Source organism: Nocardioides pelophilus (assembly GCF_014180685.1).
Lineage (GTDB): Bacteria > Actinomycetota > Actinomycetes > Propionibacteriales > Nocardioidaceae > Nocardioides > Nocardioides pelophilus.
In genome coordinates this window covers 1-951 of record NZ_JACEHF010000322.1, presented here as the reverse complement: position 1 = coordinate 951, position 951 = coordinate 1, and the positions used below count along the sequence as shown (strand labels likewise).

At 75.2% G+C, this 951-nt stretch carries 2 protein-coding genes; both read right to left on the bottom strand.

All coding sequences use genetic code 11. The features are described 5' to 3' along the window. Positions 1–730: xanthine dehydrogenase accessory protein XdhC (gene xdhC, locus H0488_RS23400; protein WP_183101555.1), on the bottom strand; the 730-nt coding region annotated here is incomplete at its 3' end. A 1-nt stretch (position 731) separates the two neighbouring features. Further along, positions 732–951 (bottom strand): hypothetical protein (locus H0488_RS23395; RefSeq protein WP_183101554.1); only part of this gene is annotated, 220 nt, incomplete at its 5' end.

The following is a 951-nucleotide window of genomic DNA, read 5'->3' as shown; positions in this document are numbered from 1 at the left end:
CGCCGATCGGTGTGCGGACCCGACCGAGGGCCTCCGGCGGGTGCCCGAGGTCGGCGAGCTTGCCGCGGAACCGGGTCCACTTGGCCGCCGAACCGATGAGACCGATCGTCGCTGGCACGTCCGACCGCAGCAGCGCGTCGAGGATCGCGAGGTCCTCGGCGTGGTCGTGGGTGAGCACGAGGACGTGGGTGCCGGGCGGCAGCTCGGCGACCACCAGCTCGGGCAGCACCGGGACCTGGTGCACCCGGATGTCGGCGGGGCCGGCGCGCAGCGGCGCGATCCGCGCGTCCGCGAGCTCGTCGGCGCGGGAGTCGACCAGGTGGACCTCGAGCTCGTGCCGGCTCAGCAGCAGGCCGATCTCGTAGCCCACGTGCCCCAGCCCGAACACCGCGACCGACGGCCGGACGGCGACCGGCTCGAGCAGCAGCGTCACCTCGCCGCCGCAGCACTGCACCCCGTGCTCGACCGGCACCTTGTCCGAGAGCGTGTGCCGCTCGGTGACAGGGGAGGCCGCGCCCGTGGCCCGGAGCCCGCGCAGCAGTCCCCGGGCACGGCGTACGGCCGCCTCCTCGAGGTTGCCGCCCCCGACGCTCCCCCACGTCTGCTCAGCCGTGACCACCAGCTTCGCGCCGGCATCGCGCGGCGCATGGCCGCGCACCTCGGTCACGGTCACCAGCACGCACGGCGTACGCCGCTCGCGGCACTCCTGCAACGCTCGCAGCCAGTCCATGTCAGTCCGCCCGCGCCTTCTCGATCGCCCAGTAGACCGCCTCGGGGGTGGCCGGCGACGCCAGCTCGACGGGCACTCCAGCCGAGCCGCCGAACGCGGCCACGGCGTCCCGCAGCGCCTCGCGCACCGAGAAGGCCAGCATCAGCGGCGGCTCGCCGACGGCCTTGGAGCCGTAGACGGCACCGTCCTCGGTGGCCCGGTCGAGCAGGGTGGCCCGCAGG